We start from the raw sequence: 25,952 nt of genomic DNA, 5'->3' as shown, positions 1-25,952 counted from the left end.
AATGAGAGCTTTTCATGTCAGATACTATTTATAGGAAATTATGTAAAGGATATCATTTTCTTAAGCATTCATATGTTTGATGATGGCTTTGCCAAACTCAGAGGTACTTAGTAAGGTGGCATCCGGCATCAAGCGTTCAAAATCATAAGTCACGGTTTTGTTTTTGATAGCACCTTGGATACCTTCTATGACCAAGTCAGCGGCCTCTGTCCAGCCCATATCACGTAGCATCATCTCAGCTGATAAAATAAGCGAACCTGGATTGACTTTGTTTTGTCCGGCGTACTTTGGCGCTGTACCATGCGTCGCCTCATATACAGCAATAGCGCCGCCCTTATTGGCACCGGGAGCGATACCGATACCACCGACTTGCGCGGCTAGTGCATCAGAGATGTAGTCACCATTTAGGTTCAATGTCGCAATCACTGAGTAGTCAGCAGAACGCATCAGGATTTGCTGCAAAAACGCATCAGCAATCACATCTTTAATCACAATCTTATTGCCAGTCTTAGGATTTGTCATCGTCATCCAAGGACCACCATCTAACAATTGAGCATCAAAGCGCTCAGCGGCAAGCTCATATCCCCACTCTTTAAAAGCGCCTTCGGTGAATTTCATGATATTGCCTTTATGCACAAGCGTCACACTGGGCAAGTCATTGTCGATGGCGTGCTGAATGGCTTTACAAATCAAACGCTGTGAGCCCTCTTTTGATACTGGCTTGATACCAATGCCACAATCTTCTGAAAAGCGAATCTGTGTCACGCCCATCTCTTCTTTTAAAAACTTAATGACTTTTTTGGCATCCTCACTGCCTGCTTTCCACTCGATACCGGCATAGATATCTTCTGAGTTTTCGCGGAAAATAATCATATCAGTCAACTCAGGATGTTGGACAGGACTTGGAACGCCTTCGAACCAACGTACAGGACGCTGACAAACGTACAAATCAAGCTCTTGTCGCATTGCCACGTTCAGCGAGCGCATACCACCGCCAACTGGCGTGGTCAGCGGACCTTTTATACTGATGACATAATCACGCAACACATCAAGCGTCTCTTCTGGCATAAATTCGCCGTCATAAATTTTAGACGCTTTTTCACCGCAATAGGTCTCCATCCAAACGATGGACTTTTTGCCTTTATAAGCTTTTTCAACTGCCGCATCAATCACTTCAATCATGACAGGTGTGATATCAACGCCGATGCCATCGCCTTCGATAAAGGGAATGATCGGATGATTTGGAATATTGAAGGATAAATCAGCATTTACGGTTATTTTTTCGCCGTTTATTGGTACGATAACCTTGTTATATGACATGAGGTGATACTCCTTGATAGGTATTATGTGTTTTAAGCGTCCTTGGCATTCTGTTATGCTAGCTGTTTTATCATGGTGATGACAGCATTATAAATGTTTGTACAATACGATAAACTTAAGGTAAAACACGCCTCTACCTTTAGGCTTTACTCGTATATTAATTCTTATAGTATATGTCCTGCTATCCGCCATTTTATTTTTGGGAAACGCTATTTTATGTCCAGCTCTAGCCTGATTTTGTTTAATAAGCCTTACGGAGTACAAAGTCAATTCCGTGATGACAGCAATAATGACCATACTACTCTATCAGAATATTTCACGGACAAGTCACTCCGTATCGCTGGTCGGCTTGATGCTACCTCAGAGGGGCTGCTGATTTTGACCAGTGATGGACGTATCAATAAAGCCATTACGCAGCCACCATCTACAAAAGGTTTTGCGCAAAACAAACAAAAACAAGGTAAGACTTATTTGGTGCAAGTAGAAGGCATGGTCACTGCTGTCCAATTAAAGGCGCTGGCGTCAGGCGTGGTCTTGAAAGACGGTAAGACATTGCCTGCCTCTGCAGTACTTGTCGATGAAGCCGACTTGCCGATTACATTATGGGAGCGCGATCCGCCTATTCGTGAGCGTAAAAATATCCCAACGTCATGGTTGATGCTGACTATTTATGAAGGCAAAAATCGCCAAGTGAGGCGTATGACTGCGCATGTAGGGCTGCCTTGCTTACGCTTGATACGCTGGTCAGTGGCAGGATTTGAGCTTGGAGAGTTGGGCGTTGGTGAGTTTGTACGCATTCATTTAAATAGTGAGCAATGCCGAAAACTTGGCGTCATAGGTTAGCTATAATAATACCTAAGTAAAGTTGTACTTAAGATAGCTTTTTTTATTTAAGCTCACTATATTACGACATCTTAAACATAGCGTCTCGAAAGAGTAAGATTTATCTGTTAACATTTAGCTATGTGCTCTATATGATTCGTATACTTTTTCGCTAAGCCTCTTGTTCAATTTATGGTAAGGATATGTCATGACTGCTTTTCATCGTTTGGCCTTGTTTGCTACTGGCGTGTCTGCTGCGCTATTAATAAGTGCTTGCCAGCCAGCATCAGATGATGTTGAGGTGAATGCAGTGCAAGACGATGCACCGGTCGTAGCAGAGCAAGTTGACAGCCATGAAGATATGGATGCTCACGATATGATGACTGCTGATACTACGCCAGATGAGATGCCAATGACGGACATATTTAAAGACTATACGAAGTCTATGACTGATATGCATAATGAGATGATGGTAGGTATGGCTTATAATGATCCTGATACAGCCTTTGCAAAAAGTATGCTTGGGCATCATCATGGTGCAGTAGATATGGCAAAGATTGAGCTTAAATACGGTAATGATGAGACGATGCGTCAACTTGCACAAGACATCATTGACTCACAGCAGCTTGAGATTGATATTATAAATAAATGGCTTGCTAGCCACCCTGATGCGCCCAAGCCCAAGCCCAATACCCAAGCAATGCAACAAGCTTATACGGCAGGCATGCAAGCCATGCATGATGACTGACATTGCAAACCCTATACCAGACATGGCATTTGCACGTGGTATGCTGCCTCATCATCGCGGCGCGGTAGATATGGCAATGGTACAGCTCCAATATGGTACTGATAAGGAAATGCGTAAATTGGCACAAGACATCATTGATGCCCAGCAGCCTGAAATTATATGGTTACAAGAGTGGATTGCAAAAACGTTAGTTAATGCAGAAAAAGATGCAAGCAATGCTACCGATCAAGATACTTCTGCAAACCAGAAAGAAGCCGTAGAGGTTGCCAAAACCACAAAACCTAATGCTTAAATTTTAAGCGTATAACATAAAGCCCATACTAAGCATCATTGTTTAGTATGGGCTTTTTAATAGTTACTAATTTTATAGTAGCCACTATCTTTGTAGAGCACTCAACTACGTGTGATAGCCAAATCACTATGACTCGGCACCCTTCATCACATCTAACCAAGCACTTTCTGTTTTTAATTCATTTATCTTATTTTCATCATCTGTATTAGCCTTTGCTAAACGCAAGCTAATACTATGTGGAAAGACTTTATCTAAACCATCACTCTCATCTGTATCGATTTTCGGTACAACCTTAACCGTCATCAGCTCATCACGGCGAAACAAATGGCATTCAATGTCGTGTGATGCATCATTGAATAGTGCTAGTTGTTTGTTATCTGCTTTGATACCATCAATTGCGATAATAACATCATGTGCTGAGAGTCCAGCTTTTGCCGCGGCGCTCGCTCGCGCTACCTTACTGACCTTGAGTCCTATTGGCGTTTCAGTACATCTCATGCCCCACGGTACATGTTTATCAGCGGTCTCTTTGGTATTGCTATGTAACTGAATACCGTTAGCGGCTAACAACGATTTCAGAGGCAACTCTTCAACGCCATTAACATAGCAGCGCTCAAAATCTTCCCAATCCGCTAATGGCATAAACTGCCCAATAATAGTCCCCATATCGGCACTACTGATCCCGACGCGCTTTTTGTCATTTTGCTTCGCTTGTTCATAAAAAGCTTTGACCACATCAAATAAACGATAACGTCCCGCGCTCTTTTCTAGTAGCGTTAAATCCAGACATAACGCCACTAAAGCTCCTTTATTGTAGTAACTGATACCCGCATTGCCAGTATTTTCATCGTTGCGATACAGCTTAATCCACGCATCAAAGCTCGATTCTGCCACACTTTGCTGTGCGCGACCCGGCGTTTGGTGATAGCGATTAATTTGTTCTGCCAATAACTTTAGATAGCTTGCCTTATCAATCACTCCTGAGGCTTGCAGCATAAAATCGTCGATATAGGAAGTAAAGCCTTCAAATACCCATAGCAAAGGTGTAAAAGCTTCGCGGCGTAAATCCACATCTAGCATCACATCGGGACGAACTGTCTTGACCCACCACGCATGAAAATACTCATGACTACACAAGCCTAAAAATCGCTGATAATCACTACTTGGCATTGTTGGTTCATTGATACGAGGTAAATCACGGCGTGGGGTAATCAAACTGGTCGAATTGATGTGCTCCAAGCCGCCATAATCTTGCCCACTAGCATAAGTCATAAAAGTATAATCATTAAATGGCGCGTCACCCAACCAATTGAGATACGTCTGGCAGATCCGAGTTAGGTCTTGCTGCAATCGTCCCATATTGGCATTATGCTTACCTGCGAGGAAAAATTGATGGCTCAGCGTCTGATGCTGATTATCTTGAATGATAAAATCAAATTTCTCTTGTATCCCAATCTCAAACGGATAATCAATCAGTTCGTGATAGCTGTCCGCTTGTAAACTATATAAATTTTGCTCATCGCTTTGTAAGTATGTAGCTTTAAGTCCACACGCCAGTAATACTTGCTCTTTATTTTTATCAATAAAAAAGGCTGCGGGTACCATCAAGCTAACTTGGATTGGTGATTGCTCTTGCCCAGCAACTGCCAATGCCAGTGAGGTAAAATTGCCGTACAAGCGCTGCTGATCGACATAAGCCGTGCGCACCGATAAATCATAACAATATACTTCGTAATATACGCTTATCGTTTGCCCTGCTTTTGCATGTGGCAATTGCCATGTGTGCTTATCAGTTTTTTGCGCGCGATAACACTTAGGATCTTTATGATTCGCAATCTGGTTATCCGCTAACTCTTTATCCAATATCTCGTAATGTACAGCGGTGATATTTCGAGCAAATTCACGCATCAAATAACTACCCGGTATCCATGCCGGTAGCCATAAGCTTGGCGCGTCTGTATCTGCTGTAAACCTAAGCGTGACATCAACCAGATGCTCTAAAAAACGCTCAAAGTCGAATTGGTAGTTAATATTAGATGGCTGATTATCGGCAGCATGAGAGAGTGAAGTCATATTTTTTTATCCTTATAATTACTGCTATGGTAGAAGTCATTGCTCAAAAACGCAACTGGCGAACCTAAAACCAGCAAGGCAGTATTTGGTTAATATGCTAAAAACATGGATTATTCTGCTCAATTACACGATTAATTGGCATTTTTTGTTGTTTTAACCTTGAAAGTGATGGGAGTTATCGCAATTAAAGAGGCTAACTGCTAAAGTTACCCTAATAAACTGATGATAATTAACTGATGACGTGGCTATTTGGCTGGCTGATTGGCTTTTTTAGGTTTATTGCAACCGTATTTAATTTTTAATATCAACATATTTAGGATAATTTATGACTACTATCGCAAAAGACACTGCCGTCAAGTTCAACTACATGCTAAAAGACGACGAAGGTAATATCCTTGACCAATCTCCAGAAGGTCAACCACTTGCTTATTTGCATGGTCACAGTAATATCATCCCAGGTCTAGAGCAACAACTAGAAGGTAAATCTGCTGGCGAAAGAGTTAATGCTGTTGTTGAGCCTGCTGACGGTTACGGCGAATATCAAGAACAAGCGGTACAACATGTACCACGTGACAACTTCCAAGGCGTTGAAGATATCCAGCCTGGTATGCAGTTTCAGTCAGAAGCTGGTGGTCAAGTGATGCTAGTTACTGTTACTGCCGTCAGTGACAAAGAAGTGACTGTTGATGCAAACCATCCACTAGCTGGCAAGCGTTTGACTTTTGATGTTGAAATCCAAGAAGTACGTGCTGCTACTGAAGATGAACTAAACCACGGTCATGTACATGGCGCAGGTGGCGTTGAACACTAATCTCTTAGAGATTAGTGTGCTAGATGCATAAGCAATAAGTGATGAAGCCCATCATTTGTGGCAAAGGGTCAGTAGATTTTTCTATTGATCCTTTTTTATGAGCAAATGTAAAGGTTTTCAAAAGCCCAAACGTAACAAAGCCGCATAATGACTAGCATTATGCGGCTTTTATTACCAACCATCCATGTTACTGTCATTCAATACTTAATCCCGAAGTATTTTATAACGGTCGGGCATCCAGCCCTATCATCCCTAATCAGCAAACTACCTATCCCTTATGCGACTTTCCAGATACCAATCCCTAGTACCTCTGAACCTTTCAGTTCAATCGTGCCGTAGATGTATAATCGCAGATTGACCCATACTAAGTAAGAGGTCTAAACGTCAATCCTTGTAAGCATATGCTTACGTGCAATTTTCGTAGAGTTTGGACAGCTGAATAATTAATAGTTTACAATAATTTTTATAGCTTTTCTTCAGGACTGCTCAGCTTTGTTGGCTCAGCACTGAGCATAATATAAGCCGCTTCATTAATGAAAGCTTCATCTTCTGGTAGCTCTGGACGCTCAGCAGCCTTCATCTGACTACGCTCTTCAAACTTCGCATCCATTGCCGCTTGATAAGTATTCCAGTTGGCATAAGGACGCTCACCAGTTGCAATCTGACGCTTGTTCTCAGCCTGTAGAGAGCGTTTTTCTATTAGCTGCATTTTGGCACGGCGTTTATTGATATCGAGCGCAACTGGTTTCTTCTCATCTTCCATATTACGGATATCATTGAGCGTTGATAAATAAACGAACTGCGGATTTTTTTGTTGGCGGATTTTTGACTGTTGGTTTAGCGTCGCCAAGGTATTTGACGTGAATTTACCTTCGGGCTTATACGGTGCAGTCTTAATTGTATCCCAAGGCAGCGCCTTTTTCTGTGCGCGCTCGCCAAAGGTTGCATCGTCATAGATGTTGACCAATTCAATATCAGGGACCACGCCTTTATTCTGCGTACTACCACCGGTGATACGATAGAATTTACGCTGCGTTAATGTCGCAGAACCAAGCGCCAAGCTGTCTAATTGGATTTGCGCTGAGCCTTTGCCTGTTGTAGTACTACCGACTACCAAGCCACGTCCATAATCCTGAATAGCGGCGGCAAAAATTTCACTTGCTGACGCAGATGCAAGATTGGTCAAAACGACTACCTTACCATCATATAGCTGCTCACCACCGTCATCATCACGGTAGACTTGAATATTGCCACGATTATCACGAATCTGTACTAGCGGACCACTCTTAATAAAGAAGCCAAGCATCTTGGCAACTTCATCTAGTGAGCCACCTGGATTATTGCGCAAATCAACGACCAAGCCATCGATATTCTTTTTATTTAACTCTTTCAATGCTTTTTCGGTATCGATACTGACACTACGATAATCTTCACCATTACGGCGGGCTCGGTAGTTCAAATAAAAACTTGGTATTTCAAGAACACCGATACGTTTCGGAGTTTTATCGATATTTGGACGCTGAACTTCAACAACACGCTGAGTGACGCCTGATTCTTCTTGTGCAATAATATCTCGAACCACAGTCACATTACGAGCACTGGCATCAGGGGTATTAGGCTGACGAACTTTAATCGTCACCGATGTACCGCGTTTACCACGAATCAAACTGACGATTTCACGGGTTGACCAGCCGACCACATCAGTCATAGTCTCGCCATCTTTGGCAATACCAATAATTAAATCGTTAGGCTTAATTTGACCGGATTTAGCTGCCGGACCGCCATCGACTAAGGTCACAATACGCGTATAGTCTGGGTTTTTACGGTCAGGACGGATAGATACCCCAATCCCTTCTAACTGTAGGCTAGATTGTATTTGCAGCTCATTGGCTTGAATTGGCGCGTAATAATTACTGTGCGGATCATAAGTCAGCATCGCCGTGTTTAAGATGGTTTCCATAATCTCATCATCTTTGAGACGGGTAAACTGCTCTTGCTGACGAGACAATCGGTTTAGTAAAATCTCACTTGGCGTGCGCTCATCATTACGGACCAAATCTTGACCACGCGTGATATCCGGGTTGTCTAAAAAGACTTTTTCTTTTGCTTTTTCATCTTCCTTACCCAAAGTAATACTCATCAACTGAAACTTTAACTGACTTGCCCAATAGTCGCGCTGCTCTTTTTTGGTTTTAAAATGATTGAGTTTTTCACGGTCAAGGACAATGTTATCCTTGCTGGTCAAATTGATATCCGTTTTTAGCATCTTTTTTGCCATGGCAAAATACTCATTTGAGCGTTTACGATAGCGCTCAAATACTTCTACCCCAGTAGACAAATCACCACGCTTTAAACGCGCACCAAATTCATCGGCATACTTTTTCTTAAACTCATCGACATCAGATTGCAAAAACAACGTATGGTTTGGATCGAGACTATCGATATACATAGACAAAATCTCGCTACCAGTTGCTGTATCCAGTGGCTGATTAAGATAATGACTGCGATCCAGCAATGCCGCTACTTGGCGCGTGGTAACCTGTTGCTCAGGCGTCTGTTTAAAACCTTCGGTATTGGTATCAGCTACTGCAGTGCCGTAGCTCTGGGTAAGAATTAAACCTGCGATGCCCACTGACGCTGCACTGAGTAACCACTGTGCTGGTTGTTTTTTCATCATATCTACCTAATTATTTTAAGTGAAAAGTATGCTCTGTTTTTAGCAAAATCAAAAAATATCTATAAATGGCTGTCCATAAAATCCAGCTATTTTTACTCTCTTATATTTAACACTAAACCATGCGTTACGCTAGCACTAAAAGCTTATATGTGCGTAAGGATTATGTTGGCTTTATCGTTAAAAAACCATTCAATACTAGCATGGGCATGAATATAGCTCTGTCTCAAACTGTATAAACAATCTTACACGCTGCGCGCGCTCATACCAAGTTTCCTACTACATAAACCAGACGTATCCATTTAACGAATATCGGTCAATGTATTAAAATGTCTTCCAATGGATTCCCGTGATACATTATGCTGGACTCGTAATTACTGTCATAATAAGCCCCTGATAGCGATGAATAATAGATGTCATTTCTCATGATTTTTTAGTTTACCGTAGCATATAACAATATATAACCTCATAAGGATCACGCAATGTATGGCGTTTTAATGATTGATATCGATAGTACCGCGCTGACGGCTGAAGATGTCAGCTTAATTAGACAAGCACAAGTTGGTGGGGTTATATTATTCGCCAGAAACGTCACCGATGCCGCCCAAGTGCGCGCGCTGTGTGACGATATACGTTGTCACAATGCTGACATTCTGATTGGGGTCGATCAAGAAGGCGGACGCGTTGCCAGATTGCGTAACGGTTTTACGCCACTGCCAGCAATGGGAAGACTTGGTGAATTATTTAACCAAGACCCCAATCGCGCTCTAGACTGTGCATATGATTGTGGTTATTTGATGGCATCAGAAGTATTAGCAGTGGGCATTGATTTAAGCTTTGCACCGGTGCTCGATAGAGATGGTATCAGCCAAGTTATCGGTGATCGCAGCTTCCACCATGAGCCGCAAGCTATCACTGCTTTGGCAGCACAATTTATGCGCGGTATGAAAGCCGCTGGGATGGCAACGACGGGCAAGCATTTCCCTGGTCACGGTGCAATAGCCCCCGACTCGCATGTTGCTGAAGCCATCGATGATCGTAGCTTAGATGAGATTATGAACAGTGATATGCAGCCATTTGCGCAAACGTTGCCTTGGCTTGATGCTTTGATGCCAGCACATGTGATTTTTTCGCAAGTAGATAATAAACCAGCGGGTTTTTCTAAGATTTGGCTCAAAGACATTATTCGTGAGCAGCTAAATTTTGACGGGGTATTGTTTTCTGATGACTTGTCTATGGCAGGGGCAAAAGCTGCGGGTGATGTCAGTGCGCGCGTCAAAGCAGCGATCGAAGCTGGCTGCGATATTGCTTTGGTTTGTAATGATCGCGTCGCGGCTCATGAAGCAGCAAAAGCGGCGCAAGAGCTACCCTATCCCAATCAAAAACGTATCAAAACCATGTGTGGACAGATACCCGCTTGGCAAGGCGACCTTGAATCGACTTGTCAGCAGTTTGATTATTGGCAACAAGCAAAAGAGAATATCTCACAGACGTTTTTTCCTACTCAATCAGACTCTAAGGCATCCACTAATCTTGAGCTAAAAGACCCAACCAGTTACATCTAATAGGTAGCAATCAAGTTAATTTGATATGACAAGCTAGACACAATAAAAACCGCACCTTGATTAAGATGCGGTTTTTCTGATTTATAGTTTAATTCAATGTATCTTAACGCTTCGCTTAATTGGTTGCGGCTGGATCCAATGCCGTACCACGGCTAGCATCATCAGCATCTGGCATTAAATCATCGTTGTCGCTGTCTAATGGATTTAGGTCTGGATCAAGCGCATTACTATTAATCGCTAAGCCATCATTGGCCATAGTCGTTTCGTCATAGACCACAAACTCGATACGGCGGTTAAGGAAACGACCTTGGTCTGTCGTATTGTCCGCTATAGGATCGGTCTCACCCATACCTTTGGTCATAAGCTTACTCGGATCAACACCTTGCGCGACCAAATATGCCTTCATAGCCTGCGCACGCTCTTCTGATAGCTTTAGATTATAAGCAGCATCCGCTGTTTTGTCAGTATGACCGATAATCATCAGTGTCATATTGGGCACTTGCTCCATTAGCTTCACAGCGCGATCTAATAGCGCTTTATTGGCGTCAGGAATCACCGCTTTATCTACTTCAAAATTGACCACTTGTAGACTTAAGGCGCGAGCGACATCACGAGGATCGGGGTTTTGACCCAAGTTATCCATTGCCGCCTCAGACGCTGTTAAGCTATCAGCAATCTGAGTTTGCTCATTAAGGGGACCTTCAGCAATAACTGTCATCGCTGGCGCAGCAGCTTGTAAATCAGATACCAATTTGGTTAAAGCGGCAGTATCAGCAGCATTGACCGTAATCGTATCGCCTTTGACCAACATACTGGCATTTGGGACATTTTTAAAAATAGGTAAAATAGTGGCAAGCTGCGCAGTCGCTGGCATATCTATTGAGAAATTATCATCGACATCTGCACGGCAATTATTGGCGGCATCACCAAACACGCCAGTCAGCGCAGTCATGACATTGCTCTGTAGTGTGTCATTACCCACATCCATACGGCATGCATATAGCTCACTATTTTCACCAGTAGCAATACGCAAGGATGCTGGTGTAATATCACCTGCAACTGCCTGCCCATCACTATCCGCGGCTTGTTGCTCTGTCACAACAGGCTTGCCGACCGGCTCAGGCTTATCTTGACAGCCTCTTAATAGCGCCCAAGCTAAAGCCCCTAAAATAATCAATCCAATAATAGGTAACAGCGCCTTCATAAAGCTGCCATCTTTTTCTGCTTCGCGCTGTAGCGGCGCGGTGCTCACAGTATCTGATATATGCGTACCAGTAGAAACAGGAGCAGCAGCAATCACGCCAACAGGCAATACAGCCGTTGCCCATACGGGAATATGACGCTGATAACTGTCAATATTTTCGTTTAAAAATTGCGGTACTGGAGTCGTGCCTGCCAAACTTTTGATTTCATGATAAGCAAGCGGTGCTGCCATGGCTATTAAGCCACGAGCAGCCGTAACATCGACGTTATGCTTACCAGCAAGCTCGCGAGCGATTTGATCGCGATGTGCGTCTTCTGTCCATACACGATCATAAAAACCTTGATCATCACGAGCAATCGTTTCATTGGCAAAACGGTCATGGGTCTGATTGTCTGCTAGACGCGCCGCAAAAATAGCATAAAACTGTTCAAGTAAATTTTTCTTGGCGGGATTGTGATCGTCTCCAAGTACCGCTGGACTGACTGTCCGTGTCAAATGATTAATAATATCCATAGCATCCTTCCTCGATTCATCATTATTTTATGTGACTTGTTTTATATCGTTTACGCGCTCAAAAAAAAGCGCGTTATGTCAGTGCTAATCTATAACAGTAGTAATCTAAAATTTAATCGTCTGAAATAACACCTAGCCACGCTATAAAGTGGGCAATGACCAGAGTCAGCTTTCGTTATTATAAAAGTATTAAGAAGGCGTTCACAATCAACGCGCTGTTGTGCAAATGCTACAATAAGTAATATTTCAGTTGTTACTCGTAACTATGATGCCTATAAAGTGAAAATTGCGAATCTATATTCAGCTCAACGTTAAATTTCACTATTAAAACAGGGCCAATCAAATATTACCTAAAAAACTGCTTATTAGTGGAAACAAAAAAGTGCCTTATAAAATATAAGACACTTTTTAACGTTTTATAGTCTTTAAAAATGTTAGTGACTTATCTTCTGACTTGAGCAGGTTCAACCACAATGACATTGTTTGCCATGTCGTCAACTTCAGATAAAGAGATAGAGCCATTTGAACCTGAAGGCGCGCTATTAAAATTATTAGTATTATTATTTCTGATAGGTGCTGGCATCACACTATCGTTGGTCTCATCGTCTGGTGCTTGATATTCCACATTATTAGAGCTGTTGTTAGCATTGTTATTGACAGGCGCATTCTCAAATTGATTATTAAAATTATTGGTCGCCATACCTTGTTGCTCCACGATACCATTATTCATATCATTAGGGTTGCTAGGTAATGGTAGTGGTGCAGTACTCTCAATCATCATCGATGGTAGCAATGTACGCATATCTGTCATTAAGCGCTGTAGCTGCATAGCATCTGGCGCCTCTACCGTGATGCGATCATTCTGTAATTGTAAGCGCGCAAACGGCGCTGCTCTCAATAATGTCAGCACATTAGGTAATACCTCTATTGGCATATTGGCAACGCTGCTGGCAACGCCTTCTTTGACAGTTAACTGACACATCCCTGCCTGCTCACCAAAGCTAGTATTGAGCGCCTGTTGTAATAGGCTTTGTAGCGCGACATCGCCCACTGACCCACTACAAGTATAAAGACTGCCATTGTTATCCACCCCAACTATGAGCTCAATTGGCGTTACCACTTGTACGGGCGGTTCAATCACAGGCGGTACGACAACTGGCATTGTAACCGCAGCCTCTACTGGCGGCGTGTCATTTGGCTTGATTAATAATGCCCACACAAGTCCAATAGCGGTCACTGCCCCTAGTAATACAAATGTCCATAGCAACATGTCATTACGTTGATTACGGGTACGTGTTTTTTCTCGGCGTAGGCTACTATTTTCTGCCAAATGATGCTCTGCTGGACTGACATGAATCGAATCAGTGCTGAGACGCTCATCTAAAGTTGGTATCGGCGATTCTGCTGTGAAACTCGGTGAAGCGATAATATCGACAGCGGCGGGCTTGTAGTTATTTAAAGCAACAGCTGGTATCACAGTCCCTGCCAATACTCTCTGGCTCTGAAACAGCTCATCATCAGTATGCTGCGGCGCGCCAATGATAGGTGCGGACCATATCGGCAAATAAGGGCGCAATGAGGCTTGCTCACCTTGCAAAAAGGCTGGCAAAAATTGTCCATTTGCCAGTATTTTTAACTCTTGATAGGCCAGTGGCGCGGCATTCATCAGCAGCTGCATCGTCGTAAACTCGTCAATATGATGGGTCGATGCCAGCTCTTGAATCATCAACCGACGTAAGCTTGCGGTTTGCCAAAGTTGCTCAAATAACGGCGGTTGTGCGACATTCTCATTGATAACGGTGGCATCAATACGCAATAACTGTGAGTAGATATGTGGCAATGCCAAACGCGATGCCAAAATCGCATAAAATTGTTCCAATAAGCTGACATGGGAGACGCTACCATTGTTACCCAATATAGCTGGGGTCACCGTTTGCTCTAGTTGATCGATGATACTCATAAGTTACTGCCTCTGTCAGCGTTAATGTTACATATATAGTCGATATATTTTGATTGGTCATAGCATCAGTCGTTACTGTCAGTATACGAAGCATTACTCACTGTCACTCGTACGATGTTATATTATTCAATATAAACAAGCATTAAAGCACAATTTTGTCCCATATTGGTTTTTGCATGATAATCGCTGCTACTATTATTAAGATGAATACGTAACTGTTTATTATTCATATTTGGATGACAATAACCAACACAACCTATGTTATAAGTATTGCCTTACTTATCACTGCTATCTATCAGACCCAACCTAAGGACTATCCTTTGTTTAACCAGACGACGCTTATCATTATTATTACGGTTATTGTCAGTCTATTGGCGTGGCAAAACAAAGCAGTGTTTAATCGACTGATTTTTTATCCCCCAGCAGTGAACAATGGTCAATGGGATCGCTTTGTGACTCATGGATTTATCCATGCTGATAGCATGCACTTGCTCTTTAATATGTTCACTTTATACTTTTTTGGTCGTGCCATTGAAGGCTTATACCAGAAGTTTTTGTTCGGTTATGGCTTTCTGCTTTTCTATGTACTGGCTATTATTGTTGCGATGATTCCAAGTTATATTAAGCATAAGCAAAGTGCCAGCTATTTAAGCCTTGGCGCATCAGGCGGTGTCTCTGCTGTATTGTTTGCGTTTATATTGCTTGCTCCTTGGGAAAAAATCTATCTGTTTGCGATCATCCCTATTCCCGCTATCTTATTTGCAGTAGCCTACGTCGCTTACAGTATCTATTCTGATAAACGCGGCGGCTCAAACATCAATCATATGGCCCATATGTGGGGTGGCGCATTTGGGGTGATAGCCACCATCATTTTAGAGCCAAAAGTACTACCACATTTTCTAAATGCGCTGTTGTCACCTGGGTTTTGAAAAAATTGACTGAAAATAGCAGTAACGAATCAAGTAAACGCGGATAACAGTGGCTATTATTTTCATAAAACCGCTTTTTACGCCCTTTTATATTTAAGATTTGAAAATTTATTATGATTATAGATGTTATCGGCGATATTCACGGCTATGCAGACAAACTGGTTGGATTGTTACAGCAATTGGGTTATGTCCATAATGGTCAGTACTTTGTGCCGCCTTCTGGTCATCGTGCGCTATTTATTGGGGATTTGATTGATCGCGGCTCACAGCAGGTAGCGACATTAGAAATCGTTTTTGCTATGCTCGATGCCGATGTCGCTGATGCGGTGATGGGCAATCATGAATATAATGCTCTCGCCTTTGCCACCCTCGATCCTGATGATACTAGTCAATATCTGCGCTCACATAATGAGATACATACCCGCCAGCATGAGGCTTTTTTGGCAGAAGTACCCTGTGGTTCAGAGACACATGAATATTGGCTACGACGCCTATATGAGATTCCTTTGTGGCTTGAAACCGACTATGCCTGCTTTGTACATGCTTGTTGGGATGTCGACAGCATGGCGATATTGCAGCCGTTATTGACAGAGAGTAATTGCCTGACAGTCTATGGGCTGATCTCGACCTCTAGAGAAGATACTGTAGAATTTGATGCGTTAGAGCGCGTATTAAAAGGCGTTGAAACGCCGCTGCCTAAAGGCTTAGTGATGGTCGATAAAGAAGGCACCAAGCGCACGCGCGTACGAGTACGCTGGTGGCTTGATCAATTAAATACACGCAGTCTGCATGAAGTAGCGCGCGCACCTTTATCGGCATTGGCACAAATTCCTAAAGATGTATTGGCTGAAAATATTGACTTCACTCTGAAAACCCACAAACCTGTATTTGTCGGACATTACTGGCTAACGGGCGAGCCTGAGCCGCTCAGTCCACAAGTGGTCTGTACCGATTATTCGGCAGCCATCGATAGCGGTTATCTGACCTGTTATCAGCTCGATAGTGAGCAGCCTTTACCGTTAAAGACCAGTCGTTTTATACAATATCATCATGACTAAGAGGCTCGCATACTTGGCTATCTTTGAGATGTATGATGTTTTATATGCGTGATTTGGCATTAAAGCGCAAACTTGGCTTTACGAATACAGCAAAATTTTTGTATGATGGTCTTTTTGAGGATATCAAAGCATGAGCATCATCTCAGCGACGGTTAACGCTACTGATCAGAACGCACCTATCACCTCCCCTGTTGGTCAACCTAAAGTTGGCATTATCATGGGTTCGCAGTCTGATTGGGCAACCATGAGCGCAGCAGCACAATTGCTTGCAGACTTTGATATCGCCTTTGAATGTGAAGTGGTTTCAGCACATCGTACGCCTGATAGATTATTCGATTATGCTAAAAGCGCAAAAGGCAACGGCTTGCAAGTGATTATCGCTGGCGCTGGCGGAGCAGCTCATCTGCCCGGTATGTGTGCCAGTCAAACGCCGCTACCTGTCTTTGGTGTCCCTGTAAAATCCTCTATGCTGAGTGGTTGGGACAGCTTACTGTCTATCGTTCAGATGCCCAAAGGCGTGGCAGTTGGCACATTAGCTATTGGCTCAGCAGGTGCTTATAATGCGGCACTGCTTGCGATTCAAGTGTTGGCATTACATGATGAGTCGATTGCAACTAAGCTGGATAATATGCGTCAAGCGCAAACTGACACCATTCTTGCCAGTCCAACGCCCGGTATTATTAATACTTAGTATTTAACTTAAGCGACTGGAAAATAATTATTATATTTATCGTGCATTTTAAATATAAGCGGATTTACTTGATATTTATTTTTAGATAAGTTTTACTAAATATAAGGTGCATACAATGCACCTTTTCCTATTTTAACTCGTTAGACTTTTATACCCATATGCATTTATATTTTCATATATTGAAGCATTTAACCCCTTGTTTATCTGAATCAAAGAGCCTGCCATGACCATAGCGAACGCTTATCCTGTTACTCAAACCATCCGCACCATCGGTATTTTAGGCGGTGGTCAGCTTGGCATGATGCTGGCACAAGCGGCTATGCCATTGGGCTATCACTGTGTGTTTTTGGAAGACAGCGCTGACTGTCCGGCCAGTCTATATGGACGCGTTTTTAGCAGCGAGCAATTAGACGCCTTTATTGAAGCAGCTGACGTCTTCACTTTGGAGTTTGAAAATACCCCAACTGCTACCGTTCAGCAACTAGCAAATCTATCAAAATCTGGCAGCAAACAAGGCATGTTCCCGCCAACGATTGCCCTAGATATTGCGCAAGATCGCTTAAAAGAAAAGCAGATGTTTAATACGCTTGATATCGCAACGGTACCCTTTGTGTCCGTTAGCTCAGAGGCGGAATTACAGCAAGCTTGTAATGCTCTTGGATTGCCTATTGTCCTAAAAACTAGCCGAGGCGGTTATGATGGCAAAGGTCAGTTTGTGATTAGACAAGACAGCGATATCAAAGCAGCTTGGCAAGAACTAAAGGATGCAGTTACGGGTAAAGGCTCACTGACGCAAACGCCAGCGCCATTGATTGCTGAAGGTTTTATTCACTTTAGTCGTGAGCTTTCTATCATCGCCGCACGAGGTCAAAACGGTCAGGTACGCTGTTATGATTTGGTCGAAAACCATCATCATCAGGGTATCTTGGCCAAGACCCAAGCACCAGCTATTGGTACCAGTCATTTATTCAAACAAGCGACCGATGCTATTACCAACGTCATGAACCATTTGGGCTATGTTGGTGTGATGGCGCTTGAGCTATTTGTGACCAAAGATGCTCGTGGCAATGATACTCTACTTGCCAACGAAATAGCGCCACGCGTGCACAATTCTGGTCATTGGAGTATTGAAGGTGCTGTCACTAGCCAATTTGAGAATCATATTCGTGCCGTAGTCAATCTGCCACTAGGCGATACTGACAACGTCTATCCAGCAATTATGATTAACGTCTTGGGGCAATATCCTGATATCAGTTCAGTGCTCAATATTGATGGCGTGCATTATCACAGCTATCATAAAGCGGAGCGCGATGACCGTAAAATTGCCCATATTACCTTGATGCCAAATGATGTGGCAGACTTAGAGCCTGCATTGGCAAGGCTGGTCGCTGTACTGCCTAATAAAGTCGGTCTTGATAAAAAGGTAACACCCATTAATAATCCGGCAACGGCAGAAGATAGCTTAACGACTGCTAAAGTAAAGGCTGACGCTGAAAATAGAGAAAACTTAGCAAATGATGATAATGAGCAACAAAATTTTGAGTCAACCAACTCTAAAGTAGAGAAGGCTAAGAAATAATGCAGATTTGGGTAGATGCAGATTCAGTGCCTTTGATCGCCAAAGACCTGATTATTAAGACCGCTGAGCGCACACAGACGATGGCAATATTTGTCGCCAATCAGCCAATCAAGCTGCGTAAATCGCCGCTGCTTACGATGACTGTCGTGCCCTCTGGCTTTGATAAAGCCGATGATTATATCGTTGAGCAGATTCAGCCGGGTGATTTGGCAATTACCAGTGACATCCCTTTGGCCAATGATATTTTGGACAAAGGTGGCATGGTACTGACGACACGCGGCGTAATCTATGACAAAAACAATATCAAGCAGAAGCTCAATATGCGTGATTTTATGGACACCATGCGTGGTACTGGCGTGCTTGAGCTGCAAGAAATGAGCGGACAAAAACCTTATGGCGATCGTGATAAAAAAGCCTTTGCTGATGGGCTAAATAAATTGGTACGCTAATCTTTTATAAATAACGTTCTCTCTATTATTTCAAAATCATTATACGCGTTTTGCTTCCTTGCAAACCGTATACACTCTATAACCAAACACTATGCAATCGGCACGCTTCATAACGAAGCGTGCCGATTTTTCTTGTTACGCTATATTCGATGTGTAAAGAAATCCGTTTTTCAAACGACGATAACATGAATAAAAACAGGAATGATTATGAAGATTTTAGTAATTGGCGCAAGTGGTCGAGTGGGTACTGATTTGGTTAAGCAACTATTAGCAGATAACCATCAAGTGATCGGTACCACCCGTCAAGAAGAAAAGTTATTTCAAGATAATAATTATAGCCAATTAGATTTGGATATCACTGCAAACAAGGATGCAATTCAACAGCAAATTGATCAAGATATCGATGCTGTCTATTTCGTCGCCGGTTCTGGTGGTAAAGATGTGTTAGAAGTCGATTTACATGGGGCGGTTAAGACCATGCAAGCCGTACAAGATAAAGGTATCAAACGCTATATTATGCTAAGTACCGTCTTTTCGTTAGACACCAGTAAATGGGACAGTTCAGCTATTGAAAATTTAAAAGAATACTATATCTGCAAGCATTACGCCGATCAGTGGTTAATCCATAATAGCAGTCTGGATTACACCATCGTACAAGCAGGAGCGTTAAAAGAGCGAACTGCCACTGGAAAAATTACCATCAATGATGATAATTCCGGTGAGAACTCAATCGAAGATGTCGCAACTACGCTAGCTGCTGTACTTAATGCAGACAATAGCATTAACACCGTATTTAGTATGCATAATGGTGATACAAACATTGCTGAGGCTATTGCAAAATTATAATGGCGCCCCGTACTAGGGCGTGTCCTCATTTCAAAAATGGTGATAAAAATGAGATAAATTGCAGTCAAACGAGGAAAATAGCGCAGATAATATCGGGATATTAACCAGCTATTTAACGATGTTTGGCAAAATTTAGCCATTTTTAGCCCGTTTAGATATGATCAATTGAATTGAGGACACGCCCTAGTTAGCTCTAAATAAAAGGACAGACAAAAAAGCGAGTAAGTCAAAAGGCTTACTCGCTTTTTTCTAATAGTCTTGTTAAATAAGTGGCGACTATGTTGAATCTATCAAAGAGCGACTAAGCCGAACCACTAGGAAATGAGATAACTTCTTCTAAGCTCGTTGCATCTGTCAACACCATCAGCAGCCTATCTAAACCAACAGCAATCCCGCTACAAGGTATCAAATCATCAGACGCTGCTATTAAGTGCTCATCAATAGGCATTTGTGGCAAGTTATGCCGCGCTCTCAATTGGTTGTCCTGTTCAAACCGCTCTCTTAACGCCTGCCCGTCTGCTAGCTCATCATAAGCGTTGGCAATCTCGATTCCTTTGATATACAGCTCAAAGCGTTTGGCAACTTTATTACCTTCTTTATCAACAGCGGTCTTTGCCAAAGCGGCAGTTGCAGGCGGATATTCAATCACCAACGTCGGCAAATCGTGACCCAAATTTGGCTCAACAGCATGGCTAAACAATAAATCCAGCCAGCTTTGACGACGGTCTTGTTCGCTATCGCAGCTCTCTGCACTATTAAAATCAAATCCTATCAGACCTTTGTCTTCTGCCACGGCTTGTAATGCTGCTAGACTGGCGGTCAGCGGGTGAATACCAACAAAATCCATAAAAGCATCAACGTAGCGATAATGACTCATGATTATCGGATGACCATAGAGCGCTTCCAATAGCTCACCAAGCTCTGCTGCTAGATCATCCAGACTATAATTTGGCTGATACCATTCAAGCATCGTGAATTCAATATTGTGCCGCGCCCCGATCTCATTATCTCGAAAGACTGGACAGATTTGATAAATGGGCACCTGCCAGCTGGCAAGCAAACGCTTCATGGCAAATTCAGGTGACGTATGCAGATAATAAGTATAAGGCTTGTCTTGATACGTGACCTGTGCGGCTACGGATTGCAAAAAGGTATCGGTATTGCCTGCTTGCGATAATAGCGGCGTCTGCACTTCTAATACTTGACGTATGGCAAAAAACTGACGAATGACACTCATTAATTTCGCACGCTGCTGTGCCATTGCAAGGGTCATCGTTGGGGCATAGCTTAGATTAGATAAAGACTGATTATTGGCTTTATTCATGACTGGTTATAGTGCCTCATAAATCATAAAAACAGATAATTAAATAGTCACACTGATTGTTTGTGCTTGCCATTCACGGCGCAGATGGTAATCACGGCGTAATTGATCAAAATCTGAACCTTTAACTTTACCGTTGGTTACTTTATTTCTTAATGCCCCATCGTCTTTTTTAATGTCATAAAACTTTTGCAATCTGTCTGGGTGTTCTTTTAGCTCAAACCATAGATAAGTATTAAGTGGTAGTAACTGATGCATCGATAATACAGGTAGTACTCCCAATTTTTCACACAAGGCATCATAAATAATTTGCGTGCCACGCAGCTTGCCTTCTAAGGTATAACCAGCAATATGTGGAGTGGCAATAGCAAGCTTAGAGAGCAAACTCTCAGAAATCTGCGGCTCATGTTCAAACACATCCAATACCACTTGGCGTTCAGTCGCATTGATATCGGCTTCGAGGGCAGCGGCATCAATCACAGGTCCGCGCGCACTATTAATCAGCATAGTATGCGGCGACATCAGTGTCAAAGTTTCTGCATTAATTAAATGATGCGTTGGATAGTCGCTGACATTATTGCTAATGCTGTTGCTAACTGCATCTTGCACATCCGTATCTTTTTTATCCGTTAAAGGGACATGTAAACTTACTATGTCGCTTTGGCTCAATACCTGCTCAAGACTAGCGTTATTGATATCAGATGTGGCTAATAAAGGGTCATAACCCAATATTTTCCAGCCTAAATCATTGGCATACTGAGCTAGCGTACTACCGATATTACCAAGTCCGATGATACCCAATGTTAATGGCTTCGTGGATTGCTGCCAATACTGTGGGCGTAAAGTTAATATAGCAGTCACTACGTATTGTGCGACTGAATGCTTGCTACAGCCAGCGGCATTGGCGAAGGTAATATTGCGTTCTGCCAAATATTCTTGATCGACATGGTCAGTACCAATGGTCGCAGAACCAACGAATTTGACGCTATTATTATCACTTAATAGTGATTCATTTATTGAAGTGACAGAGCGTATCAACAAAACGTCAGGCTGCACATCTGCCATTAATTGTGCATTGATATCACGACCAGCAACACGTATGACCTGCACCTGTTGCTCAGTATTTTGACCCAGCGCTACAGGATTAAAGAACTCATCAAGGCTTGCGATATTACTATCAGCCACAATAGTGAGATTTTTCATCGTATCTACCTTGTTTTTCATCGTATTCGCTACCGTTTCATTGAATCTGGATAATCTTATATATGACTTTAAGCGCTTTAGATGATTGCTTTACTATAAACGCGCTTATAAAAGTGTCTCTTGGCTCGGCTGATCCACTTTAATCAAACTTTTACCTTGATCCAGCTCTTCTTGTTGGGCAAACAGATCATTTTTATGCTGTGATATCCATTCACGCCATACCGCAAGTCCGATTGCTAGTACCACAGGACCAATAAATAAACCCACAAAACCAAAAGCCGTCAGACCGCCCAACACCCCAATAAAGATAATAATAAAAGGAATTTTGGTCGCACCGCTAATAACAATCGGACGAATAAGGTTATCAACCCAGCTAATCACTAAAATACCCCACAGTGCTAAGCCGATACCTTCAACCGTATGACCTTGGCTCAATAACCAAAGTGAGACACCGCCCCAAACAAATGGCGTACCAAATGGAATGAGAGCAATGATAAACGTTACAATTGTCATTAAAATAGGACTCGGTGCACTGGCAAAATAATAGCCGATACCAGCAAGCAATGCCTGTGCTAATGCTGTCAGACCGATACCGTAAACCACCGCACGCGTGGTAGTACCGACAGAGTCAATATAACCGTCGATACGATTACCGATAATATTACGCAGCGCTTGTCGAATTTGGCGAACCAAACTGGTGCCATCGCGATAAAAGAAGAACAACGTCATAAGCGCCATACCAAGTTTGGCAAGACTGCTGAACACGACGTCAAAGGCAATTTTTCCGTAGTACAGATGCGACTGTACCCAAAGACGAAAAGCCTCTAGCGTCCCTTCAGGGTTTTTATTGATGCGCCAAAGCACATCTTTGACCTGCTGTCCTATTATCGGCAAATCTTTAACAGAATCAGGCACGTCCAGATAACCCACTTTAATACGATAGACCAAATTACTGATCAGGCTTAACGCTTCTTGCTGTAAGATAAAAATACCGGCTACCAAGGGCACGCCTATCATCAAAGTAATACTGACGGTCATAATCGCTGCACTAAAATTTGAGCTAAATCTGACTCTTTGATGAAAAAAGTTATAAATAGGAAAAGTCACATACGCCAAAATCGCTGCCCACAGTGCCGGTACAATAAAAAACTGCACCACTTGAAAACACAGCACAAACAGCACGACCAATAAGGTGATTGCCAGCAAACGCTGAATAATAAATTCTTTTGTCCAGTTTTCAATCATAGCGTGCAAACCAAAGGTGACCAGCAGAAACCTAATACGGTTCTACTATAAAATATATAAATGGGTTGTTTAAATCACAGATTATGTTTGTAATTTTCATCCATTAGCGAAGATTTTGAGCAGTACAGATTTGGATAAAATATCTGCTTTTATAAGGTTAATTAGGCTAACAGCAAAAAACTATTATGCAACAAGATTATCCAAATAAATAACGCTATGTTGTAACCTTTACTTACAACTTTCTTGGGAGCAAATTTGTCAGTGGCTGTATCGTCATTGATGTTGATTGCTAAAACCTATGGAACATAATTATCTTAACAAAAACATCATCAATATGCGCTTTTTAAGCACTTTTATATCTACCATCTAAAGGGCTAAATCACTGGCTGGTTCTATTAGTAACATCAATTGATGTTATACTAAAGGGATTGATTTACGCTTTTAAATGACGCTCTGTTGGTTTGGCTTTATTACTTTCATTGAGGTAAGCCCTTAGCGTCTATAAAACACCTCTCGTCTGTGATCTTACTCTAGATGGTATTTAGCATTATTTTTAGAGAAGTTCTGCATAAATTGAGAGGGCACATTTGCATGACATTCATGCCTATACATGTTTGATGCTCATGATATTGATGCACTATTTAAGCATCTTATTTTGAGTAAATGATTTTAAATACATATTTTGAGTCGTTTTCGGAAACATATTTTCATTTGGTTTTATTTGAAACCAAGAAATATATAACAGATTTAAATAACCTATTGATAGGAACAATAACAATGTCAAAAGACACTGCAAAAGATACCGATACCGATAACCCCAACCTTACCGCTTCCAATAAGGGCAACCAAGCTTCAAAATCGCAAGATAGCGTTACGTTTGCCCTAGCCCAATCCCACTTCTTAGTTGGCGATATCAAAGCCAATGCTGAAAAAATGCGCACCCTAGCACTGCAAGCACGCGAGCAAGGTGCTGATGTCATTATTTTCCCAGAGCTGGCCTTATTGGGCTATCCGCCGCAAGATTTGTTGCTACGTCCTAGTCTTTCAGGACGTATCAAAAGCGCGTTGTCTACCCTAAGCGACATCGATGATATCGTCATGATTGTTGGCTATCCGCATGTTGATCATCATGGCACCTTTAATTCAGCCGCTATCTTGCATAACGGTCATCAAAAAGGCTTTTATCATAAGCAAATTTTGCCAAACTATGGCGTATTTGATGAGCGCCGTTACTTTGATAAAGGACGTAATCAAGTCTTATTTGATTATAAAGGTATCACCATTGGTCTGCTGATCTGTGAAGATTTATGGGAAAAAGGTCCTATTGCCGAGCTCAAAAAGCAAGGCGCTGACCTTATTGTGAGCTTAAACGCTTCACCATTTGAGATCGAAAAACAAGATACTCGCAAAACAATGCTGGCCAAGCGTAGCCGTGAAAACAACTTACCTATCGTTTATCTTAATGCCGTTGGCGGTCAAGATGATTTGGTATTTGACGGTGGCTCTATGGCCATTCAAGCAGACGGCAGCGTCGCACATGAAGCCTCACGCTTTATGAATCAGTTACTACTGGCAAGCTTTGATGTAAAAACAGCAAAATTTGATACACAAGCAAAGGCACCTTTATCATTAAGCCGTGAATCAGAGATGTACCAAGCATTGGTCGTAGGCTTACGCGATTATGTCAATCTTTCAGGGTTTACTGGCATCATCGTTGGTTTATCAGGCGGTATTGATTCAGCATTGACACTATGTATCGCGGTCGACGCACTGGGTGCTGACAAGGTCTATGCAGTCATGATGCCTTACGAATATACCTCGCAAATCAGTTTAGAGGACGCGCAAGCCCAAGCACGCCGTCTCAATGTCTCTTATACCGTTTGTCCTATCTTTGATGCGGTCGAAGGTATCCGTCATACGCTTGCGCCACTATTCAACAAGTCGCCTGCTGATACCACCGAAGAGAACATCCAAGCACGTGCACGCGGTGTGGTACTTATGGCATTGTCTAATAAATTTGGGCATTTGGTCATTACGACTGGTAATAAATCAGAGCTAGCTGTTGGCTATTCGACCTTATATGGCGATATGGCAGGCGGTTTTGACGTTTTAAAAGACGTGTATAAATCACAAGTTTACAAATTGGCCAGCTATCGTAACCGTTTAGAAGATACGCCTGTTATTCCTGAGCGCGTTATTACTCGTCCACCATCTGCTGAGCTACGTCCTGATCAAAAAGACCAAGACAGCTTGCCTGATTATGATGTTTTAGACGGTATCTTAATGTCATATATCGATGAAGATATGGGCTATCAAGATATTATTAATAAAGGCTTTGATGCTGATTTGGTCGCCAAGGTTATCCAAATGGTCGACAATAGTGAATACAAGCGCTCGCAGGCACCAATTGGTACTAAGATTAGCCATAAAGCCTTTGGTCGTGAGCGCCGTTATCCGCTCGTCAATAAATGGTCAATAAAAGGCTAAGCCTTGATACTGAATTCATCAAAAACCTTTTAGAGCCATTTTTTAAAGGCCTGATAAATTTAAGTTTTTATCTAATATAATAAAAGGGGCTGTCCTAGATAAGTAAAATAATCTAGGATAGCCATATGAGAAAGAGTAGATTAGGTTGGTACAAACAAACCA

Annotated in this window: 20 protein-coding genes; 12 read left to right on the top strand and 8 right to left on the bottom strand. The window is 42.3% G+C overall.

Annotation, left to right across the window (positions count from 1 at the left end; translation table 11 throughout):
* Positions 1-60 precede the first annotated feature (60 nt).
* Entirely contained in the window at positions 61-1,320 is a 1,260-nt protein-coding gene (icd, locus tag JMX89_RS01265; RefSeq protein WP_201530872.1) for an NADP-dependent isocitrate dehydrogenase, read from the bottom strand.
* 216 nt (positions 1,321-1,536) lie between these two features.
* Between icd and JMX89_RS01260 the strand changes: the two genes are divergently transcribed.
* The 3 genes from JMX89_RS01260 to JMX89_RS12865 all read left to right on the top strand — a co-directional run bounded on the left by JMX89_RS01260 (position 1,537) and on the right by JMX89_RS12865 (position 3,182).
* Entirely contained in the window at positions 1,537-2,163 is a 627-nt protein-coding gene (locus tag JMX89_RS01260) for an rRNA large subunit pseudouridine synthase E (protein WP_020442669.1), read from the top strand.
* 187 nt (positions 2,164-2,350) lie between these two features.
* Positions 2,351-2,890: a DUF305 domain-containing protein gene (locus JMX89_RS12870; protein ID WP_265088664.1), complete on the top strand. Its 540-nt coding sequence runs from the start codon at positions 2,351-2,353 to the stop codon at positions 2,888-2,890.
* Positions 2,883-3,182 carry a DUF305 domain-containing protein gene (locus tag JMX89_RS12865; protein WP_265088663.1) on the top strand — a complete coding sequence of 100 codons (300 nt, stop codon included), beginning with the start codon at positions 2,883-2,885 and terminating at the stop codon, positions 3,180-3,182. The genes JMX89_RS12870 and JMX89_RS12865 overlap by 8 nt, the downstream gene beginning before the upstream one ends.
* Positions 3,183-3,308: 126 nt before the next feature.
* On the opposite strand, the gene JMX89_RS01250 is transcribed toward JMX89_RS12865, so the two are convergent.
* Positions 3,309-5,255: a M61 family metallopeptidase gene (locus JMX89_RS01250; RefSeq protein WP_201530875.1), complete on the bottom strand. Its 1,947-nt coding sequence runs from the start codon at positions 5,253-5,255 to the stop codon at positions 3,309-3,311.
* Positions 5,256-5,580: 325 nt separating this feature from the next.
* On the opposite strand from JMX89_RS01250, the gene JMX89_RS01245 reads away from it, so the two are divergent.
* Positions 5,581-6,066, top strand: coding sequence for an FKBP-type peptidyl-prolyl cis-trans isomerase (locus JMX89_RS01245; RefSeq protein ID WP_201530877.1), 486 nt, complete (start codon positions 5,581-5,583; stop codon positions 6,064-6,066).
* 463 nt (positions 6,067-6,529) lie between these two features.
* Here the strand turns inward: JMX89_RS01245 and JMX89_RS01240 are convergent, their stop codons facing one another.
* Positions 6,530-8,740: a carboxy terminal-processing peptidase gene (locus tag JMX89_RS01240; RefSeq protein ID WP_201550559.1), complete on the bottom strand. Its 2,211-nt coding sequence runs from the start codon at positions 8,738-8,740 to the stop codon at positions 6,530-6,532.
* A 482-nt stretch (positions 8,741-9,222) separates the two neighbouring features.
* Here JMX89_RS01240 and nagZ point away from each other — a divergent pair, with 482 nt between their 5' ends.
* A complete protein-coding gene (gene nagZ, locus JMX89_RS01235; RefSeq protein ID WP_201550557.1) occupies positions 9,223-10,305 on the top strand; it encodes a beta-N-acetylhexosaminidase in 1,083 nt (360 codons plus the stop codon).
* A 115-nt stretch (positions 10,306-10,420) separates the two neighbouring features.
* Here the strand turns inward: nagZ and JMX89_RS01230 are convergent, their stop codons facing one another.
* Positions 10,421-12,022, bottom strand: coding sequence for an OmpA family protein (locus JMX89_RS01230; protein WP_201550555.1), 1,602 nt, complete (start codon positions 12,020-12,022; stop codon positions 10,421-10,423).
* A gap of 442 nt (positions 12,023-12,464) precedes the next feature.
* Positions 12,465-13,982 (bottom strand): hypothetical protein, encoded by a 1,518-nt coding sequence (locus tag JMX89_RS01225; RefSeq protein ID WP_201550553.1) that lies wholly within the window; start codon positions 13,980-13,982, stop codon positions 12,465-12,467.
* Positions 13,983-14,302: 320 nt separating this feature from the next.
* On the opposite strand from JMX89_RS01225, the gene JMX89_RS01220 reads away from it, so the two are divergent.
* From JMX89_RS01220 to JMX89_RS01195, 6 genes are all read left to right on the top strand, one after another.
* On the top strand, positions 14,303-14,911 hold the full coding sequence (locus JMX89_RS01220; RefSeq protein ID WP_201530885.1) for a rhomboid family intramembrane serine protease: 609 nt from the start codon (positions 14,303-14,305) through the stop codon (positions 14,909-14,911).
* 113 nt (positions 14,912-15,024) lie between these two features.
* Positions 15,025-15,969 carry a metallophosphoesterase gene (locus JMX89_RS01215; RefSeq protein ID WP_201530887.1) on the top strand — a complete coding sequence of 315 codons (945 nt, stop codon included), beginning with the start codon at positions 15,025-15,027 and terminating at the stop codon, positions 15,967-15,969.
* Between the two features lie 130 nt (positions 15,970-16,099).
* Positions 16,100-16,660, top strand: a complete 561-nt coding sequence (gene purE, locus JMX89_RS01210) for a 5-(carboxyamino)imidazole ribonucleotide mutase (protein ID WP_181209508.1) — start codon at positions 16,100-16,102, stop codon at positions 16,658-16,660.
* Between the two features lie 223 nt (positions 16,661-16,883).
* The gene (locus JMX89_RS01205) at positions 16,884-18,239 is read left to right on the top strand and encodes a 5-(carboxyamino)imidazole ribonucleotide synthase (protein WP_201530889.1); all 1,356 of its coding nucleotides are present in this window, start codon (positions 16,884-16,886) and stop codon (positions 18,237-18,239) included.
* Positions 18,239-18,688 (top strand): YaiI/YqxD family protein, encoded by a 450-nt coding sequence (locus JMX89_RS01200; protein WP_201530891.1) that lies wholly within the window; start codon positions 18,239-18,241, stop codon positions 18,686-18,688. Before JMX89_RS01205 ends, JMX89_RS01200 begins: the two co-directional genes overlap by 1 nt.
* Positions 18,689-18,895: 207 nt before the next feature.
* Positions 18,896-19,534, top strand: coding sequence for an NAD(P)H-binding protein (locus JMX89_RS01195; protein WP_201530893.1), 639 nt, complete (start codon positions 18,896-18,898; stop codon positions 19,532-19,534).
* Between the two features lie 301 nt (positions 19,535-19,835).
* On the opposite strand, the gene epmA is transcribed toward JMX89_RS01195, so the two are convergent.
* From epmA to JMX89_RS01180, 3 genes are all read right to left on the bottom strand, one after another.
* Positions 19,836-20,858, bottom strand: a complete 1,023-nt coding sequence (gene epmA, locus JMX89_RS01190; protein WP_201530894.1) for an EF-P lysine aminoacylase EpmA — start codon at positions 20,856-20,858, stop codon at positions 19,836-19,838.
* A gap of 39 nt (positions 20,859-20,897) precedes the next feature.
* Complete coding sequence (locus JMX89_RS01185; RefSeq protein WP_201550550.1) at positions 20,898-22,058, bottom strand: 4-phosphoerythronate dehydrogenase; 1,161 nt, start codon at positions 22,056-22,058, stop codon at positions 20,898-20,900.
* 105 nt (positions 22,059-22,163) lie between these two features.
* Positions 22,164-23,303, bottom strand: coding sequence for an AI-2E family transporter (locus JMX89_RS01180; protein ID WP_201530897.1), 1,140 nt, complete (start codon positions 23,301-23,303; stop codon positions 22,164-22,166).
* A 777-nt stretch (positions 23,304-24,080) separates the two neighbouring features.
* Here JMX89_RS01180 and JMX89_RS01175 point away from each other — a divergent pair.
* The gene (locus JMX89_RS01175) at positions 24,081-25,790 is read left to right on the top strand and encodes an NAD+ synthase (RefSeq protein ID WP_201530898.1); all 1,710 of its coding nucleotides are present in this window, start codon (positions 24,081-24,083) and stop codon (positions 25,788-25,790) included.
* Positions 25,791-25,952: the final 162 nt, after the last annotated feature.

Source organism: Psychrobacter sp. DD43 (genome assembly GCF_904846555.1).
Taxonomy (GTDB): domain Bacteria; phylum Pseudomonadota; class Gammaproteobacteria; order Pseudomonadales; family Moraxellaceae; genus Psychrobacter; species Psychrobacter cryohalolentis.
This window is presented reverse-complemented; position numbering and strand designations above follow the sequence as displayed.